Annotated in this window: 15 protein-coding genes; 6 read left to right on the top strand and 9 right to left on the bottom strand. The window is 61.9% G+C overall.

The features are described 5' to 3' along the window. Nucleotides 1-2: 2 nt before the first annotated feature. Both zapD and yacG read left to right on the top strand, forming a co-directional pair. Entirely contained in the window at nt 3-761 is a 759-nt protein-coding gene (zapD, locus tag ACFOKJ_RS05130; protein ID WP_390277127.1) for a cell division protein ZapD, read from the top strand. A gap of 2 nt (nt 762-763) precedes the next feature. Then, nucleotides 764-949 carry a DNA gyrase inhibitor YacG gene (yacG, locus tag ACFOKJ_RS05125; protein ID WP_390277124.1) on the top strand — a complete coding sequence of 62 codons (186 nt, stop codon included), beginning with the start codon at nt 764-766 and terminating at the stop codon, nt 947-949. 103 nt (nt 950-1,052) lie between these two features. On the opposite strand, the gene ACFOKJ_RS05120 is transcribed toward yacG, so the two are convergent. Then, nucleotides 1,053-2,081: a CDP-6-deoxy-delta-3,4-glucoseen reductase gene (locus ACFOKJ_RS05120; RefSeq protein ID WP_390277122.1), complete on the bottom strand. Its 1,029-nt coding sequence runs from the start codon at nt 2,079-2,081 to the stop codon at nt 1,053-1,055. A gap of 73 nt (nt 2,082-2,154) precedes the next feature. Between ACFOKJ_RS05120 and ACFOKJ_RS05115 the strand changes: the two genes are divergently transcribed. Further along, nucleotides 2,155-3,027, top strand: a complete 873-nt coding sequence (locus ACFOKJ_RS05115; protein ID WP_390277119.1) for an SDR family oxidoreductase — start codon at nt 2,155-2,157, stop codon at nt 3,025-3,027. 89 nt (nt 3,028-3,116) lie between these two features. Then, nucleotides 3,117-3,797, top strand: coding sequence for a tRNA (guanosine(46)-N7)-methyltransferase TrmB (trmB, locus tag ACFOKJ_RS05110; RefSeq protein WP_390277116.1), 681 nt, complete (start codon nt 3,117-3,119; stop codon nt 3,795-3,797). Between the two features lie 228 nt (nt 3,798-4,025). Here trmB and ACFOKJ_RS05105 read toward each other — a convergent pair whose 3' ends face one another. Next, nucleotides 4,026-4,511, bottom strand: coding sequence for a glutathione peroxidase (locus ACFOKJ_RS05105; RefSeq protein WP_390277114.1), 486 nt, complete (start codon nt 4,509-4,511; stop codon nt 4,026-4,028). A gap of 52 nt (nt 4,512-4,563) precedes the next feature. On the opposite strand from ACFOKJ_RS05105, the gene ACFOKJ_RS05100 reads away from it, so the two are divergent. Further along, nucleotides 4,564-5,040 carry a DUF1841 family protein gene (locus tag ACFOKJ_RS05100; RefSeq protein WP_390277112.1) on the top strand — a complete coding sequence of 159 codons (477 nt, stop codon included), beginning with the start codon at nt 4,564-4,566 and terminating at the stop codon, nt 5,038-5,040. Between the two features lie 102 nt (nt 5,041-5,142). Here the strand turns inward: ACFOKJ_RS05100 and ACFOKJ_RS05095 are convergent, their stop codons facing one another. Further along, complete coding sequence (locus tag ACFOKJ_RS05095) at nt 5,143-6,096, bottom strand: D-2-hydroxyacid dehydrogenase (RefSeq protein ID WP_390277110.1); 954 nt, start codon at nt 6,094-6,096, stop codon at nt 5,143-5,145. A gap of 13 nt (nt 6,097-6,109) precedes the next feature. Then, on the bottom strand, nt 6,110-6,886 hold the full coding sequence (locus ACFOKJ_RS05090; RefSeq protein ID WP_390277108.1) for a DUF2189 domain-containing protein: 777 nt from the start codon (nt 6,884-6,886) through the stop codon (nt 6,110-6,112). Between the two features lie 153 nt (nt 6,887-7,039). Here ACFOKJ_RS05090 and ACFOKJ_RS05085 point away from each other — a divergent pair, with 153 nt between their 5' ends. Next, nucleotides 7,040-7,366, top strand: a complete 327-nt coding sequence (locus tag ACFOKJ_RS05085) for an FKBP-type peptidyl-prolyl cis-trans isomerase (RefSeq protein ID WP_390277105.1) — start codon at nt 7,040-7,042, stop codon at nt 7,364-7,366. A 70-nt stretch (nt 7,367-7,436) separates the two neighbouring features. On the opposite strand, the gene ACFOKJ_RS05080 is transcribed toward ACFOKJ_RS05085, so the two are convergent. From ACFOKJ_RS05080 to ACFOKJ_RS05060, 5 genes are all read right to left on the bottom strand, one after another. Further along, a complete protein-coding gene (locus ACFOKJ_RS05080; RefSeq protein ID WP_390277102.1) occupies nt 7,437-8,057 on the bottom strand; it encodes a DedA family protein in 621 nt (206 codons plus the stop codon). Nucleotides 8,058-8,302: 245 nt separating this feature from the next. Then, the gene (glmM, locus tag ACFOKJ_RS05075) at nt 8,303-9,634 is read right to left on the bottom strand and encodes a phosphoglucosamine mutase (RefSeq protein ID WP_390277100.1); all 1,332 of its coding nucleotides are present in this window, start codon (nt 9,632-9,634) and stop codon (nt 8,303-8,305) included. Nucleotides 9,635-9,705: 71 nt separating this feature from the next. After that, nucleotides 9,706-10,545, bottom strand: a complete 840-nt coding sequence (gene folP, locus ACFOKJ_RS05070; protein ID WP_390277097.1) for a dihydropteroate synthase — start codon at nt 10,543-10,545, stop codon at nt 9,706-9,708. A 109-nt stretch (nt 10,546-10,654) separates the two neighbouring features. After that, nucleotides 10,655-12,559 (bottom strand): ATP-dependent zinc metalloprotease FtsH, encoded by a 1,905-nt coding sequence (gene ftsH, locus ACFOKJ_RS05065; RefSeq protein WP_390277095.1) that lies wholly within the window; start codon nt 12,557-12,559, stop codon nt 10,655-10,657. A 69-nt stretch (nt 12,560-12,628) separates the two neighbouring features. Continuing rightward, complete coding sequence (locus tag ACFOKJ_RS05060; RefSeq protein WP_390277273.1) at nt 12,629-13,249, bottom strand: RlmE family RNA methyltransferase; 621 nt, start codon at nt 13,247-13,249, stop codon at nt 12,629-12,631. Nucleotides 13,250-13,254 lie beyond the last annotated feature (5 nt).

Below are 13,254 nucleotides of genomic sequence, written 5' to 3'. Positions count from 1 at the left end.
TCGTGACCTGTTTCGAGTTTCCCATTACCGAACGCACTCGCACCCTGCTGCGCCTGGAGCAGGTGTACCAGCGGCTGGTGTTCTTCATCGCGCAGGATGAGGCCAATTGCCATCATGCGGCGCTGATGTCGCTGTTTGAAGTGCTGGAGGCGGCTGGGCGTACCGAACTCAAGTCCGATCTGCTGCAAGAGCTGGAGCGGCAAAAGCTGGCGCTGGAAGCGCTGCGTGACAATCCGGTGATCGCACAGGATGCGCTGGACGCGGTGCTGGAGGAAATCGAGCACACCGCCAGCAGCCTGCTGGAAATCAGTGGCAAGTTTGGCCAGCATCTGCGCGAGAACGAATGGCTGATGGGCATCAAGCAGCGCTCGGTGATTCCCGGTGGCACCTGCCCGTTCGATCTGCCGTCCTATCACCTGTGGTTGCAGCGCGATACCGAGGCGCGCCGGGTCGACCTGTTGCGCTGGGCGGCGCCGTTGATGCCAACATCGCGTGCCGCCACGGTGCTGTTGAAACTGCTGCGTGATAGCGGCAAGAGCTACCAGTACACGGCCCGTCATGGTGCCTTCCAGCAGATGTCCGGTGGCAAGGTGGTGCAGCTGATCCGCGTGACCTACGATGACGGCCTGCAGATCGTACCGGAGATTTCCGCCAACAAGTATGCACTCAACGTGCGTTTCATCCATGCCGGCACCGGCGAGGTACGCGCCCGCCAGGTTGAGCAGGATGTTGATTTCACCCTGACCTATTGCAAGTTCTGAGCATGAGTACCGACAAGATCGTAGCCTGCCCGCAATGCCGCCAGCCGGTGGCATGGGGGCCGCAGAGTCCGTATCGCCCGTTTTGCAGCGAGCGCTGCCGCCTGATCGACCTGGGGCAGTGGGCGGATGAAAGTTACCGTGTGCCAGTTTCCGGCGATGACCCGATGCGGGAACTGGAGCAGCTATAGCCTGCGGCCAACCCTGGCTGCATGAGCGGCCCGAAAACAACAATGCCGTTCACCCGCGAGGGTGAACGGCATTGTTACATTGGGCAGGCGGGCTTGCCTTGACTTACTTGTTGCCGCTCATGTCCTTGGACAGGAAGAAGGCATCAGAGAAAAACTCCTCCTCTGGCAGCGCACGGTCGTTGATAAAGCTCTTGTGTGCGGCTTCCACCATGATGGGCGCGCCGCAGGCATACACCTGGTAGCCGGCCAGCGAGTCGAAGTCGTCCAGCACCGCCTGGTGCACGAAGCCGGTGCGGCCAAGCCAGTTGTGCTCAGGCAAGGCGTCCGATACCACCGGGATGAAGGTGATATTGCTGTGCTCGGCCTGCCACTTGGCGGCCAGCTCGGCCATGTACAGGTCGGCCGGGGTGCGGGCTCCCCAGTAGAACACGATGGGGCGGGTGATGCCGTGATGAATGGCGTGCTCGATGATGCCCTTGATCGGCGCAAAACCGGTGCCGCTGGCCAGCATGATCGCCGGCTTGTCGGAATCCTCGCGCAGGAAGAAAGAACCCAGCGGGCCCTTGAAGCGCATGATTTCCTTTTCCTTCATCGCGCTGAACACGTAGTCGGAGAAGGAGCCGCCCGGTTGGTGGCGCACGTGCAGCTCGATGTAGGCGTCGTCGTGTGGGGCATTGGCGATGGAGAAACTGCGCTTCTTGCCATCCTTCATCAGGATGTCGATGTACTGGCCAGCCATGAACTGCAGGCGTTCGGATACCGGCAATTTGAGCTTGAGCACGGCTACGTCGTGAATCTTCTCGATCTGCTCCACGCGACATGGCAGGGTCTTGATCTGGATGTCACCGATACCGGCCAGTTCGCGCGCCTCGATGGTAATGTCGCCCTTGGGCTTGGCGCAGCAGAACAGTGCCAAGCCCTGGGCGCGATCCGCCGCGGATAGCGCCTTCTCCTGCGCACCACCATGCTCTACATCGCCGTCTACTACCTTACCCTTGCAGGCACCGCAGGCGCCGTCACGGCAGCCGTAAGGCAGGCCGATGTTCTGGCGCAGCGCCGCTTCCAGGATGGTTTCGTGCGCTTCCACGCCAAAGGAATGGCCGCTGGGCAGCACCTTTACCTGACACGTCATTTTGTTCCCTTAAACTACCGGACAGCTCGAAAAGCTCCTGCTTTCCAGCTGTCCTATCGATAGAATGACCGCTATGCGAACCTTGCTCATCATTGGCGCCGGCGATATCGCCCGCCGTACCTTGCCGCTGCTGCGCGGCCACTGGCGCGTGCTGGCGCTGGTACGCAGCGCGGAAAAGGCTGCCGAGTGGCGCGCGCAGGGCGCGGTGCCTCTGCTGGCCGACCTGGACGATGTCAGCAGTCTGCGGCGTATCGCCGCGCTGGCCGACGCCGTGCTGTACACCGCGCCACCGCCGGAAAGCGGCCTGCATGACCCCAGATTGCGCAAGGTATTGTCGCAGCTGGCAAAAACGCCGAGTCTACCACAGCGTTTTGTGTACATCAGCACCAGCGGGGTGTACGGCAATGCTGCCGGCGGCTGGCTGAATGAGAGTAGCCCGTTGGCACCGCAGTCGCCGCGGGCACGGCGCCGCGTCGATGCCGAGCGCCAGTTGCGCGCCTTTGCCATGCTGCATGGCTGTGCGCTGACCATCCTGCGCGCACCGGGCATCTATGCGGCCAACCGTCTACCGCTGTCGCGTTTCGCCAGCCAGACACCGCTGATCGATGCCGCCGAAGACAGCATCAGCAACCATATTCATGCCGACGACCTGGCTCGCTTGTGCGCCGCAGCCCTGCGCCAGACGCGTGGCGGCATCCGCGTCTACAACGCTTGCGACAGCCAGCCGCTGGCGGTGGGCGACTGGTACGACCGGCTGGCCGATACTCTGGGTTACCCGCGGCTGCCACGCCTGCCGCGTGAGCAGGTACGGGCGCAGGTCTCGCCGGCGCTGTGGTCGTTCCTGGCCGAATCCCGCCGCCTGAGCAATGCCCGCCTGCTGCGCGAGCTGGCGGGCTGTCTGCGCTATCCCTGCGTGGATATCCTGCTGCGCGAACTGCGTGGCTGATTGGCAGGTTGGCCGCATGCTTGCAGCCCTACCCGCCGGCGACAAGTTTCGGTAACATCGCGATCTTTTTGCCGTTTTGAGTAAGCCATATGGAAAATCCGGCCTTCAACCGCGCCATCCGCAGCTTTGTGCTGCGCCAGGGCCATCTGACTGCCTCGCAGCAACGCGCCATCGATGAAGGCATGCCACGCTGGGGCATCGAGTACCAGCCGCAGCCGCTGGATCTGACGCAGGCGTTCGGCCGTGAAGCGCCAAAGATCCTGGAAATCGGCTTCGGCATGGGTACCGCCACCGCCGAGATCGCCGCCGCCAACCCGCAGAACGACTATCTGGGCATCGAGGTGCATTCGCCTGGCGTGGGCAATCTGTTCAAGCTGATTGCCGAGCAGAACTTGGGCAATCTGCGCTTGATCCGCCATGACGCGGTGGAGGTGATGGACCATATGCTGCCCGATGCCTGCCTGGACGGTGTGCACATCTTCTTCCCCGATCCGTGGCACAAGAAGCGCCACAACAAGCGCCGTCTGATCCAGGCGCCGTTCATCGAGAAGCTGGTGAAGAAGATCAAACCGGGTGGCTATCTGCACGCGGCTACCGACTGGGAAGACTACGCGATCCAGATCATGGAAGTGTTCAGCAACAATGTCGAACTGCAGAACAGTGCCGACGGCTATGCGCCGCGTCCGGACTACCGGCCATTGACCAAGTTCGAGGCACGCGGCATCCGCCTGGGGCATGGGGTGTGGGATATCGTGTTCACCCGCAAGTAAACCGGCTCCCGTTCCTGTCGCACCTTGCGGCCAACCTTTGCGGTTGGCAGAAGCGTATTGACAAAGGCCTTCCGCTACGCGGGAGGCCTTTGTTTTTCAAGCAGAAAGGCTGCCGACACTAGCGCTTAGCTGGAGCGGCCCGGCTTTGCCGGGGCCGGTGACGCGTAAATGAATAATTTGTCTGCAGCCTGCGGCCAACCTTTGCGGCTGGCCGTTTGCATTGTTGTCTCAGCCGCCGGCTTGCAGCAGCGTCTCGATATCCGGCAGCAGTTCGTGCGGCTCGGCCGCTGGCTCGTAGCGCTTTACCAGCCGACCCTTGCGGTCGATCAGGAACTTGGTGAAGTTCCATTTAACCGGATGCGGGTGGCCGTTGGCCGCGCCGGTCAGCCATTGCCACAGCGGGCTGGCCGCCGCGCCGTTGACATCGCCCTTGGCAAACAGCGGGAAACCCACACCGAACTTGCTGTGACAGAAGGCGGCGATCTCCTCGGCACTGCCAGGTTCCTGGCCGCCAAACTGGTTGCAGGGGAACGCCAGTATGGTGAAGCCGCGCGGCGCCAGCAGTTGTTGCAGTTCCTGCAGGCCGGTGTACTGGCGGGTATAGCCACATTCGCTGGCGGTGTTGACGATCAGCACCACCTGACCGACATAGTCAGCCAGCGGCTGCGGTCGGCCATCACCCAGGTTGGCCGTGAAGTTGGCAAGCGTGGTCATGGTGGATTAGCCCTCGTATAATGCTGATTTTCCGAGTTATTCAGTCAACTATATGTTTGCACCCAGCCGGCAGGATGCCCGCCGATTTTTCTTCGACACCTGGAAAAAGCAGCAAGCCGGTCACCCGCTGAGTGACCTGGAAAAACTGCTGGCCAGCGTGATTGCCGCCCACCCTGAATACCACGCCATACTGGATCGCCCCGAACAGTACGGCGAGCGTGAATGGCTGCCGGAGCAGGGCGAAACCAACCCCTTCATGCACATGAGCATGCACCTGGCAGTGGAAGAGCAATTGTCCATCGACCAGCCCTTCGGCATTCGCGAGCTGTACCAGCAGCTGCTGATCAAGCACGGTAACGAGCACGATGCACAGCATGACGTGATCGACTGCCTGGGCGAGATGATCTGGCAGGCGCAGCGCTATGGCGGCGGGCCGGACGTCAACGTGTACCTCTCCTGTCTGCGCGGCAAGCTGGGCCTGGACCCGGAGCACGAACGCCGCCTGAATCTGAAGGATATGGACGACTAAGCCCGGCTTGGCAGTAGTAACAACAAAGGGACCGTTACGTCGGTCCCTTTGTTATGGTCAAGCACCCTGGCTTTTGCAAGCCGCATGCCGGTCTGGCCGTGGTCAATCCAGCCGGTGCTGGCGCTCGCCCTGCAGGAAGGCTTCGATATTGGCGATCAGCTGTGCGGCCAACCTGTCCATTGCCTCGCGACTGGCCCAGCCGACATGCGGGGTGACAATCAGGTGCGGCAGCCGTGCTTTCAGCAGCGGGTTGCCATCACGTGGCGGCTCCACCGACAGCACATCGAAGCCTGCCCCGCCCAGCTGGCCGTATTTCAGCGCCGCTACCAGCGCGTCCTCGTCCACCAGCCCGCCACGCGCGGTATTCACCAGCACGGCGCCTGGTTTCATTTTCTGCAGTTCACGTTCACCGATCAGCTTGCGGGTGCTGTCGTTGAGCGGGCAGTGCAGGGAGATCACGTCGGAGGTGGCCAGCAGTTCGTCAAACGATACGTAGCCGTCGCGCACCATCTCCGCCCCCTTGCGCTCGCCGAACTGCACCCGCATGCCGAAGGCACGCGCGCGCGCAGCCATGGCCTGGCCGATACCGCCACTACCGAAAATGCCCAGGGTGGCGCCTTGCAGATCGCGGATCGGCGCACCGAAGTGACAGAACTGAGCGGCGTTCTGCCACACGCCGGCAGCCACATCGCGCTGGTAGGCAGGCAGATTGCGCATCAGCGCCATCATCAGCATGAAGGCATGCTCGGCCACGGTGCTGTCACCATAGTGCTGGATATTGGCCACCGCAATGTTCTGCCGACGGCAGGTCTCCAGGTCGATATGGTTGTAGCCGGTGGCGGCAATGGCCAACATTTTCAGCCGTGGCAATGCGGCCAGGGTGGCGGAATCGAACGGTACTTTGTTAGTGATGACGATATCGGCGTCGGCACAGTGCGCCACGATCTGCTCGCGGCTGGTGGCCGGGTATTCGCGGTAGGTGTGGGGCAGCTTACAAACGGGAACCGGGACAGGCAGGCTGTCCCGGTCCAGAAACACGATGGCAGGTACGGTCATGTGGCAGGCAGGTTTAGCGCTCGTAGGTGATCAGGGCGCGATAGGCATGCCAGCTGGACAGGCCGATCAGCGGGGTGATCAGCAGCAGCCCGACAAACTGGGTGGCAAACCCGATCGCGGTCAGAGCCACGATGATAGCTGCCCAGATCAGCATCGTCAGCACATTGTGGTACACCGCCTGCACGCTCATCACCATGGCGGTGATGGTGTCTACCTCCTTGTCCAGCAGCATCGGGATGGCGCACACGCTCAGCGAGAACACCGCAGCGGCAAAGAAAAAGCCGGTACCGAACCAGGCTACCAGGAAGCCGATGTTTTCCTGGGTAAAGGCGTTGGCCACCAGTACTTCCAGCGTTGGCACACTGCCTTCATAGAACAGCGCGAACATCAGCAGCGACACGCGGAACCAGCCGAACACCATCACGGCCAGCAAGGCTGCGTACAGCGTGAAGCCGGGCAGATTCACCCGCCAGGCCGCCATGCTGTGCGCCAGGCGGATGCGCCCGCCGTTGAAGGCTTCCAGCTGGCGGGCGATATCGTAAAGGCCGATGGCCATGAACGGCCCGGCCAGCAGGAATAGCGCCGCCAGGGTAATCATGTATTCCGGGGCGTAGTTGAAATAGGTATTGAGCAAATAGCCCATCAGCACAAAGGCTGCGCCATAGAACATGGCATCGGCCGGCGCGCGTTTGAGATCCTGCCACCCCAGCTTCAGCCATTGCAGGGGTTCGGATACGGCAACGTGCCGGACAACGATATGCTCTTGGCTGGGCAGATGAGTAATGTCCATGGTTTGTCCCCTTTATTGGTCGGAGCGTGGTGGAACCGCGACTCATATCGTTATAAGCCATTGAGCTGTAAAGACAACATTCGGCTTATCGCCAGGCCGTACACAGGGTAAAATGCCCGGCTCAAGACTCTCCGCAGCAACGAGGACATAACAATGGCAGAACTGATCATCGAAGACTTGGTCGTGGGTGACGGCAACGAGGCTCTGGCCGGCAAGGAAGTGACCGTGCACTACACCGGCTGGCTGACCGATGGCAGCAAATTCGACTCCAGCAAGGACCGTTTCCAGCCGTTCAGCTTTCCGCTGGGTGCCGGCTACGTGATCAAGGGTTGGGATCAGGGCGTGCAGGGCATGAAAGTGGGCGGCAAGCGCAAGCTCACCATCCCGTCCGATCTGGGCTATGGCGCACGTGGCGCCGGTGGCGTGATTCCGCCGCACGCCACTCTGGTATTCGAAGTGGAGCTGTTGCAGGTGGACTGATCCTGCGTTGTACAGCAACAAAAATCCCCGCTAGCTAGCGGGGATTTTTCATGGCGGGCAGGTCGGCGTCTCAGGAAGACTGCTGCTGGGCCGCACGGCGCTTGCGCCACCATACCACGGCCAGCGCCAGCGCCAGCAGGCCGATCACGATCAGGATGCCCGCCTGACCGCGATGCACCATGGACATCAGCCATTGGTGGTTACGGGCGCCAAGATAGCCCAGGTACACCCAGATCGGTACCGAAATCAGTGCGGCGAAGCCATCCATCAGCAGAAAGCGCCAGTAGGGGATGCGGCGGGTGAGGCCAGCGGTCAGGAAGATCGGCGTGCGCAGGCCGGGCAGGAAGCGGGCGACAAACAGCACCCAGTTGCCATACTTGGCGAACTTCTCCTGTACTGCGGCAAAACGTGCCGGCGTCATCACCTTGGCCACCGGGCGGAAGCGGAGTACACGCTGCCCGAATAGCCGGCCGGCAAAGAACATCAGCCCGTCGCCAACCAGTACGCCGGCCATGCCCACCACGAACATCCAGTGCACATTGGTGTAGCCCAGTCCGGAGATGATGCCGCCGGCAACCAGGGTAATATCTTCCGGAATCGGCACACCAAAGCCACATACCAGCAACACGAGGAAAACAGCCAGATAACCGTAACCAGTGAACAAATCGAGGAGAATCTGCAGGATATCCATGTCAGCCCGGCAAACCGTTGATCGGTCGAAGCCGCATCAACGCAGGCCGGCATCTACCGCAGCCAGCACGTCGAGGCAGTTCTGAAACGGCAGCCATCATAACACAGGGCATCTGGCACTCAGCTTAAGGAACTTGCCGCAGCACAAGAAAAACCGGTTTGCCACGCCAGCGCTAGCTGATTGGTTTTGCCAGCAAAAAAGCCGCCAGCGGCGGCTTTTTTGCTGTGGACAACGTTCTTTCGTCATCAGCTGCCACGAATGGCGGCAGCTATGTCTTCGGCCCAGTGCGCGGCCAGTGCCGCATCGTCCGCTTCCACCATCACCCGTACCACCGGCTCGGTGCCGGACGGGCGCAATACCACGCGGCCACGGCCGAACAGTGCCGCCTTGGCGGCTTCGTGGCGCGCGGCGCTGGTGCTCTGCCAGTCCTGGCCGTTCAGACGCACATTGATCATGGTCTGCGGGAACGGTGTCCAGTCGCTGCAGATGGTGGCCAGGTCCTGATCCAGCTCCTGGCATGCGGCCAACACCTGCAGGCAGGAGATGATGCCATCGCCGGTGCTGTGCTTGTCCAGGCACAGAATGTGGCCGGAAGCCTCGCCCCCCACCTGCCAGCCGTTGGCATGCAGCATTTCCAGCACGTAGCGGTCGCCCACCTTGGCGCGGCCAAAGGCGATGCCCTGCTGCTGTAGCGCCAGTTCCATCGCCATATTGGTCATCACCGTGCCCACCACGCCGCCGTGCAGCTGGCCTCGTGCGGCACGCGCTTTAGCGACCACGTAGATCAGCTGGTCGCCGTCGTACAGGCGGCCATCACGGTCGGCCATCATCAGGCGGTCGCCGTCGCCATCCAGCGAGATGCCGAAGTCGGCGCCATGCGCCTTTACTGCCGCCGCCACCGCTTCCGGGTGGGTAGCGCCCACGCCATCGTTGATGTTGTAGCCATTCGGCTCGCCGCCGATGGTGATCAACTCGGCACCCAGCTCATGGAATACCTTGGGCGCGATGTGGTAGGTAGCACCATGGGCGCAGTCGACCACCAGCTTCAGGCCCTTCAGGTCCAGCTCGTTGGGGAAGGTGCTCTTGCAGAATTCAATGTAGCGCTCGGCGGCGCCGTCGATGCGGCGAGCGCGGCCCAGTTCGCGCGACGGGCTGGTTTCCATCGGCGAATCCAGCATTGCCTCGATCTGCAGCTCCAGCGCATCGTCCAGCTTCTTGCCACCCTCGGCGAAGAACTTGATGCCGTTATCCTGATACGGATTGTGCGAGGCGGAGATCATCACCCCGGCCGACAGCCGCAGTGCGCGCGTCAGGTAGGCGATGCCCGGGGTCGGCAGCGGGCCGGTAAGCAGCACATTGACGCCGGCGGCAGTGAAGCCGGCCTGCAAGGCCGCCTCCAGCATGTAGCCGGAGATACGGGTGTCCTTGCCGATGATCACCGTCGGGTGTTCCTGGCGCTCGTGATCCACCAGCACCTTGCCGGCGGCGTAGCCCAGGCGCAGCACGAAATCCGGGGTAATCGGGTATTTGCCGACTTCGCCTCGTACGCCGTCGGTACCAAAATATTTGCGGCCCATTGTTTGCCTCTTGTATCGCGTTATGGCGGCCATTCTACCGCCTGCGTCTTGCTGACGGACAGTCGCGCCAGTTATTCGGCTGCTTCCAGCGCCTGCCACACCTGCAAGGCCTGGCTGGTGGCTTTCACATCATGTACCCGGATGATTTTGGCGCCACGCTGCGCGGCCAACAGTGCTGCCGCCACGCTCGCGCCCAGGCGCTGATCTGGCTGCTGCTCGCCGGTAATGGCGCCCAGCATCGATTTGCGCGACATGCCCACCAGCAGCGGCACGCCAGCCATTGCCTCCAGCCGCGGCAGTTCGCGCAGCAGTGCCAGATTATGTTCCAGCGTCTTGCCAAAGCCGAAGCCTGGATCGGCCAGCAGGCGCTCGGCTGCCACGCCATGCTCACGGCACAGTGCCACGCGGCGGGCCAGATAATCACCGACTTCTTCCACCACATCCTGGTAGGCGGGCTTGTGCTGCATATTGTCCGGGTTGCCCTGCTTGTGCATCAGGCAGATGCCGACCTGGGCCGCCGCAACCAGCGGCAGCGCGCCGTCGTCTTCCAGTGCGGAAACGTCGTTGATCAGATCCACGGCACCGGCTGCCAGCGCCGCGCGCATCACGCTGGTGCGGCGGGTGTCCAGCGACAGCGGCACGCCCAGGCCCGCCAGCTTGCGCAGCACCGGCAGCACGCGCTGCTCTTCCTCTTCTGGGCTGACAAACGGTGCACCGGGGCGGGTGGATTCACCGCCGATGTCGAGAATATCCGCACCGTCTGCCAGTAGCTGCTCGGCGTGCGCCAGGGCGGCATCCAGCCGGTCAAAGCGGCCGCCATCGGAGAAGGAATCGGGGGTAACGTTGAGAATCCCCATCACCAGGGGACGAGTCAGATCGAGCGTGAAACGCCCGCAAACAAATGGCTGCATGTTGGCCGCACCGCGTAGGACTGATGCCGCGTCGAGTGGCGCGGCGTGAGCAAAAAAACAAGGCCGCAGCTTAAGGCTGCGGCCTTGGTGTTGGCAAGCGCAGAGGCGCTTACACTTCCTGTGCCGGCGTGGCGCTGGCCTCAGGTGCCGGCGGCGGTGTCTTCGGCTCCGGCTTGGCAAAACCGCCACCCGGCTTGGGTGGGCGCGGCGGGCGGCCATCCATGATGTCGTTGATCTGCTCGGCGTCGATGGTTTCCCACTCCAGCAGCGCTGCAGTCATCGCCTCTACCTTGTCGCGGTTCTCATCCAGCAGACGACGCGCCAGCGAGTACTGCTGGTCGATGATGCGGCGGATCTCCTGATCCACCTGCTGCATGGTGGCTTCCGACAGGTTCTTGTGAGTGGTTACCGAACGGCCGAGGAAAATCTCGCCTTCGTTCTCGCCATACACCATCGGGCCCAGCTTGTCGGACATGCCGTAGCGGGTCACCATGTCGCGCGCCATCTGGGTGGCACGCTCGAAGTCGTTGCTGGCGCCGGTGGTCATCTGGTTCATGAACAACTCTTCGGCGATACGGCCGCCAAACAGGATGGCGATGCGGTCCAGCAGGTAGCCACGATCGTAGGCGTAGCGGTCTTCTTCCGGCAGCTGCATGGTCACCCCCAGCGCACGACCGCGCGGGATGATGGTTACCTTGTGCACCGGGTCGGACTTGGGCAGCAGCTTGGCCACTACCGCATGGCCGGATTCGTGATAGGCGGTGTTCTTCTTCTCTTCCTCGGACATCACCATGGAGCGGCGCTCGGCACCCATCATGATCTTGTCCTTGGCGGATTCGAAGTCCAGCATGTCCACCAACCGCTTGTTGCGACGGGCGGCAAACAGCGCGGCCTCGTTCACCAGGTTGGCGAGGTCGGCACCGGAGAAGCCCGGGGTACCGCGCGCAATTACCGGCGCATCCACGTCGGCAGCGATAGGCACCTTGCGCATGTGTACGCCCAGGATCTGCTCCCGGCCACGGATATCCGGCAGCGGCACCACCACCTGGCGGTCGAAACGGCCAGGGCGCTGCAGCGCCGGATCCAGCACATCCGGACGGTTGGTGGCGGCGATCACGATCACGGTCTGGTTGGTTTCGAAACCATCCATCTCCACCAGCAACTGGTTCAGGGTCTGTTCGCGTTCGTCGTTGCCGCCGCCCAGGCCGGCGCCACGCTGGCGGCCAACCGCGTCGATCTCGTCGATGAAGATGATGCACGGCGCGTTCTTCTTGGCCTGTTCGAACATGTCGCGCACGCGGGAAGCGCCCACGCCGACGAACATTTCCACGAAGTCGGAACCAGAGATGCTGAAGAACGGTACCTTGGCTTCGCCGGCAATGGCCTTGGCCAGCAGCGTCTTACCGGTACCCGGCGAGCCGCACAGCAGGATGCCGCGCGGAATGCGGCCGCCCAGACTCTGGTACTTGGTGGGGTCGCGCAGGTAGTCGACGATCTCCTTTACCTCTTCCTTGGCCTCGTCGCAACCGGCAACGTCGGCAAAGGTCACGGTGTTGGTGTCCTGGTCCAGCATGCGCGCCTTGCTCTTGCCGAACGAGAACGCGCCGCCCTTGCCGCCGCCCTGCATCTGGCGCATGAAGAAGAACCACACGCCGATCAGCAGCAGCATCGGGAACCAGCTGATGAAGATGTTCATCAGCATGGACGGCTCTTCTTCCGGCTTGGCGGAGAAGCGCACGTTATTGTTGATCAGCACATCCACCAGCTTGGTATCCAGCGGCGCAAAAGTGCTGAACTGGGAGCCGTCGTTGCGTTTGCCGCGAATCCACTGCCCGCGCAGCGGATTGCCTTCGATGGTAAGGGATTGCACCTTGCCAGTTTCGACATCGCTCATGAACTGCGAATACTCGACCTGGTTCTGGGTTTCCTGACGTTTGGTGAACTGATTGAATACGGTCATCAACACCAGACCGATGATCACCCAGATCGCTATGTTCTTACCGATATTGTTCACAAGAGCGTGCTCCTATGTGCCCTGACAAGGTAGATGGTTATCTGATTGTAAACCCGGCAGGCGAGGCTGTCAGCGACGGCCCTTGCCCAGCAGGTAGATTTCACTGGAGCGATCGCGCGAGGCCTTGGGTTTGCGCGTCACTACCTCGGTGAACAACTCGCGCATGGCCTGCATATACGATTGGAACTCACTCCCCTGGAACACTTTGACGAGAAAGTGCCCGCCAGGTTTCAAATGCTCACGAGCAAATTCCAGTGCCAGCTCGGTCAGGTGAAAACTTCTGGCCTGATCGATACTGCTCATCCCGGAGATATTGGGCGCCATGTCGGAAATTACAAGGTCAAGTTCGCGTCCGCCCAGCAGGGCGACAAACTCATCCAGCACTTCCTGTTCGCGAAAGTCACCCTGGATGAAGGCCACATCGGGAATCGGGTCCATCGGCAGGATGTCCAGCGCGAACACCTTGCCCGAGTCGCCAACGATGCGTGCCGCCACCTGCGACCAGCTGCCGGGCGCCGAGCCCAGATCGGCCAACACGGTGCCAGGACGAATCAACTTGTCCTTGTCGTTGATCTCCAGCAGCTTGTAGGCGGCACGGGCACGGTAGCCGTCTTTTTGCGCCATCTGCACATAGGAGTCGTTGACGTGCTCTTTCAGCCAGGCATTACTGGTTTTACTGCGTGCCATGATGAATT

The organism is Vogesella amnigena (assembly GCF_042648905.1).
Classification (GTDB): Bacteria; Pseudomonadota; Gammaproteobacteria; order Burkholderiales; family Chromobacteriaceae; genus Vogesella; species Vogesella amnigena.
The sequence above is the reverse complement of the archived record's forward strand: the minus strand, read 5'-3'. Positions and strand labels throughout refer to the sequence as shown.

Bases quoted from the DNA above. Each gene is read 5' to 3' on its own strand.
- yacG (WP_390277124.1), top strand. From the start codon at position 764: ATGAGTACCGACAAGATCGTAGCCTGCCCGCAATGCCGCCAGCCGGTG.
- ACFOKJ_RS05120 (WP_390277122.1), bottom strand. From the start codon at position 2,081: ATGACGTGTCAGGTAAAGGTGCTGCCCAGCGGCCATTCCTTTGGCGTG.
- ACFOKJ_RS05115 (WP_390277119.1), top strand. From the start codon at position 2,155: ATGCGAACCTTGCTCATCATTGGCGCCGGCGATATCGCCCGCCGTACC.
- trmB (WP_390277116.1), top strand. From the start codon at position 3,117: ATGGAAAATCCGGCCTTCAACCGCGCCATCCGCAGCTTTGTGCTGCGC.
- ACFOKJ_RS05105 (WP_390277114.1), bottom strand. From the start codon at position 4,511: ATGACCACGCTTGCCAACTTCACGGCCAACCTGGGTGATGGCCGACCG.
- ACFOKJ_RS05100 (WP_390277112.1), top strand. From the start codon at position 4,564: ATGTTTGCACCCAGCCGGCAGGATGCCCGCCGATTTTTCTTCGACACC.
- ACFOKJ_RS05095 (WP_390277110.1), bottom strand. From the start codon at position 6,096: ATGACCGTACCTGCCATCGTGTTTCTGGACCGGGACAGCCTGCCTGTC.
- ACFOKJ_RS05090 (WP_390277108.1), bottom strand. From the start codon at position 6,886: ATGGACATTACTCATCTGCCCAGCCAAGAGCATATCGTTGTCCGGCAC.
- ACFOKJ_RS05085 (WP_390277105.1), top strand. From the start codon at position 7,040: ATGGCAGAACTGATCATCGAAGACTTGGTCGTGGGTGACGGCAACGAG.
- ACFOKJ_RS05080 (WP_390277102.1), bottom strand. From the start codon at position 8,057: ATGGATATCCTGCAGATTCTCCTCGATTTGTTCACTGGTTACGGTTAT.
- glmM (WP_390277100.1), bottom strand. From the start codon at position 9,634: ATGGGCCGCAAATATTTTGGTACCGACGGCGTACGAGGCGAAGTCGGC.
- folP (WP_390277097.1), bottom strand. From the start codon at position 10,545: ATGCAGCCATTTGTTTGCGGGCGTTTCACGCTCGATCTGACTCGTCCC.